This is a genomic window from Methylomagnum sp., assembly GCF_054333355.1.
On sequence record NZ_JBTEKS010000424.1, the window covers coordinates 1 to 3591 of the forward strand.

Below are 3591 nucleotides of genomic sequence, written 5' to 3' on the forward strand. Positions count from 1 at the left end.
GCCTCCTGGATTTGCGGCGAAAGGTTCCAATCGGAAAATTGCGCCCGGAACTGCGGTTGGCCCTCGGCGTTCTTGTGGGTCAATACCGCCCGGAGCGGCAGCGGTTGGTCGCCTGCCGCGATCCAGACCTGATAATCCACCGTCTCGGTGCGTCCCGCCAGGTGATGGGTCGGCGTGCCATATATTTCCGTTCTCTCCACGTAATCGAGCGATTGGGTCCGGCGTTCGATCTCCTCCGGAAATCGGCTGAGCAGCAGCGCGGCCAGCGGCAGCCGCATGTGGAGGTCCTTGAGGAAATAAGTGACCGCCGCGTCGATGCCGCCGGGCTTGGCGGTCTCGGCGTAGACATTCTGCGCCGGGCTGGACACCGTGATGTCCTTGCCGTCGTAGAGGGCGAGATTCTTTGCCCCGTCGCTCTGCTCCATCTCGACGCGCAGACGGTCGGGGCGGCTTACGGTGATCTTCCGCGTTTCACCGAATTCGATCATCTGGCCGGATTCCTGAAGTACGTCGTAGTTGTCCTTAATGGTAACGCTGAAACGCGGCGTGCCGGCCAGGAATCCGGCCATGCGCGGGAGGATATCCTTGGCCTGTGCCGGCTCCGCCGAGACTTGCGGCGCGGCCGGTTGCGCCGCCACAGGCGTAGCCGCCGTCGCCGGCTTCTTTCCGGCGCAGCCCGGCAAAGCCGCTAAAACCGCCAAACACAGCGCCGTTCGCGCCGTCGGTCCCCATTGATAAAGCGCCATGGTGATCTCCAAACTGGCTTGATTCAAGTAAGACATCGCCTCTGCTGACGGATTCCAGAGGGTTTCGACCCGATGCATTGATTTATCCCTATCCTACCTTGGCGGTGGACGCGCGCATCGTCGCCGCCACCCATGGCGAACTGGAGCCGGCCGTGGCCGAAGGCGGGTTCCGCAAAGACCTTTACTACCGCATCAACGTGGTGAAACTGGTGATTCCGCCCCTCGCCGAGCGCAGGGACGATATTCCCCCGCTGGTGGAACTGATCCTGAAGCGGCTGGCCGCCCCCATCCGGGGCATCACACCGGAACTGATGGAGCGGCTGCGGGCTTATGCCTGGCCCGGCAATGTCCGGGAGTTGGAAAACACGCTGGAACGGGCGGTGCTGTTCGCGGCGGGGCCGGAACTGGCCGAGGCTGAACTGGGCGGGGAAACGGCATCCGAAACCGGGACGGACCTGGGGTTCAAGGCGCTGCGCAAGCAAATGCTGGGCAAACTTGGAGCAGGCTTTACGGCGGCGGTTTCAGGGCGATGTCGGGCAGGTGGCCGGGGCCATGGAACTGACCCCACGGGCGGTATATTTGAAGCTGAAGGAATTGGGCATTGACCCGTCGGCGTACCGACCAGCCCGTTAGCGAGGCAATGGATCGAATCCCGATCCGCAAGTCGAGACGCTCCACGGTTTGCCGACCGAGCTCATGCCAAAACGAACTGACCGGGTGGTCGAAGTAATCGGCGGCGGCGTTGCAGGCCAGGGCGGCGCGGGCCTTGGCTTGTTCAAGTTCATTCATTGGAATGACGTGGGCTTCATGGCTCATGATCCTGCCGGAGGCAATGCGGACAATAGTAGACCTCCCTATCCTCCAACCGGGCATGGAACAGCGGTCCGGCGCCGGCTTCCCGTCCGCAGGAAACGCAGGCCGGGGGGGTGAAATACCGCCTCCGAAAATAAAGCGCCACACCGACCAGGCCGATCAGCACCGGCACTTCCACCAAGGGGCCGATGACGGCGGCGAAGGCTTGCCCGGATTGCAGGCCGAACACCGCCACGGCCACGGCGATGGCCAACTCGAAATTATTGCTGGCGGCGGTGAAGGACAGGGTGGCGCTGACACGGTACCCGGCCCCCGCCTTGGCCGACATGTAGAACGTCGCCAGGAACATGAGGACGAAGTAAATCACCAGCGGCACCGCGATGCGCAGCACATCCAGGGGCAGCTTCACGATGTATTCGCCCTTGAGGGAGAACATCACCAGGATGGTGAACAACAGGGCGATCAGCGTCATGGGGCTGATCTTCGGGATGAAGCGCTCTTCGTACCACGGCTGGCCCTTGGCCCGGACCAGGACAAACCGGGTCAGCATCCCGGCGAAGAAAGGGATGCCCAGATAGATCAGCACGCTTTCCGCCACTTCCAGCATGGTGACCTGGACCGAGAGGCCGGAGGCGATGCCCAGCCACTCGGGCAGGACCGTCACGAACACATAGGCGTAGACGGAAAAGAACAGCATCTGGAAGATGGAATTGAACGCCACCAATCCCGCGCAGTATTCGGTGTCGCCGTCGGCGAGTTCGTTCCAGACCAGGACCATGGCGATGCAGCGGGCTAGGCCGATGACGATCAAGCCCACCATATATTCCGGGTAGTCCCGCAGGAACAGGACCGCCAGCCCGAACATCAGCAAGGGACCGATCACCCAGTTTTGGACCAGCGACAAGCCCAGCACCTTGACGTTGCGGAACACCTTCGGCAAGTCCTCGTAGCGCACCTTGGCGAGGGGCGGGTACATCATCAGGATCAGGCCGACGGCGATGGGGATCGAGGTCGTCCCCACCTGGAAGCGGGTCAGCCAATGGGTGGATTCGGGCACGAAATAGCCCAGGCCCACCCCCACCGCCATGGCGGTGAAGATCCACAGCGTCAGGAAGCGGGACACGAAATCCAGCCGCTTCGGGGCGGGCTGGCCGGTTTCGGGGCGACCCGCCGGACGGGAGGTCGAGGGAATGGCGTCGGGGGAAGAGGGTCCACGCATGGCGGTACTCCGAAAAATCAGGGTTCAGTCGGTGGTTGCGCCGATCCGGTTCAGCGCGGCGGAGAGTTCCGGCCCGGACATCGTCTCGAACGGCAGGGCCAGCAAGGCGTGGATGCGCTTTTCCAAAGCGGCATAGGTGGCCTCGAAGGCGGCTTCGATCTCTTCCGGGGTGCCGGTGACATGGCCCGGATCGGATAGACCCCAATGCCCCCGGATGGCCTGGCCCAGATAGACCGGGCAGGTTTCGCCGCCCGCCGAGTCGCAGACCGAGATCAGCATGTCGATCCCGGCGCCCTCGAATTCATCCCAGGATTGGCTTTTGTAGCCTTCGGTCGGCAGCCCATGGCGGGCCAGGGTGGCGAGGGCGCCCGGATTGATGCGGCCAAGCGGATGGCTTCCGGCGCTGGAAGCCCGCAGGCGTCCCGCGCCGAGGTGGTTGATCAAGGCTTCGCCCAGGACGCTCCGGCAGGAGTTGCCGGTGCAGAGGACCAGGACGTGGAGCGGTTGCTTATCGGTCATGGAAAATTCCTTGATTGCAGGTGGTTGGGATAGGCAAAAGGGAAGGCTTAGCCGCAGCAGCTTTTGACGACCGGGAGTCCGGTTGGGTCGCCCTCGAGGAACCGTTCCGCCAGTTGCAGCATGGCCCGCGCCGGGGTTTCCTTCACAGCTTGGGCGGTTTTCACCGCGCACATCATGTCCTCGCGCGACACGCCCAGCTTCCTCGCTTGCTGATAGTGGTACTTGAAGCAAGGCTCGCAGTTGGCGGCGATGGCGGCACCAATCGCCACCAGTTCGGCGACGGATTCCGTGTAG

The 3591-nt window shown here is 63.3% G+C and carries 5 protein-coding genes; 1 reads left to right on the forward strand and 4 read right to left on the reverse strand.

Annotation, left to right across the window (positions count from 1 at the left end; translation table 11 throughout):
* Nucleotides 1-782, reverse strand: a 782-nt coding sequence (locus ACXWUF_RS20450) for a DUF2092 domain-containing protein (RefSeq protein WP_458503376.1), incomplete at its 3' end; no start/stop codon positions are given.
* 41 nt (nucleotides 783-823) lie between these two features.
* Here ACXWUF_RS20450 and ACXWUF_RS20455 point away from each other — a divergent pair.
* Nucleotides 824-1351, forward strand: coding sequence for an AAA-type ATPase lid domain-containing protein (locus tag ACXWUF_RS20455; RefSeq protein ID WP_458496405.1), 528 nt, complete (start codon nucleotides 824-826; stop codon nucleotides 1349-1351).
* 200 nt (nucleotides 1352-1551) lie between these two features.
* On the opposite strand, the gene arsB is transcribed toward ACXWUF_RS20455, so the two are convergent.
* The 3 genes from arsB to ACXWUF_RS20470 all read right to left on the reverse strand — a co-directional run.
* On the reverse strand, nucleotides 1552-2778 hold the full coding sequence (gene arsB, locus ACXWUF_RS20460; RefSeq protein WP_458496406.1) for an ACR3 family arsenite efflux transporter: 1227 nt from the start codon (nucleotides 2776-2778) through the stop codon (nucleotides 1552-1554).
* Nucleotides 2779-2802: 24 nt separating this feature from the next.
* Nucleotides 2803-3297: an arsenate reductase ArsC gene (locus tag ACXWUF_RS20465; RefSeq protein ID WP_458496407.1), complete on the reverse strand. Its 495-nt coding sequence runs from the start codon at nucleotides 3295-3297 to the stop codon at nucleotides 2803-2805.
* A gap of 47 nt (nucleotides 3298-3344) precedes the next feature.
* The coding region (locus tag ACXWUF_RS20470) for a carboxymuconolactone decarboxylase family protein (RefSeq protein WP_458496408.1) at nucleotides 3345-3591 on the reverse strand (247 nt) is incomplete at its 5' end.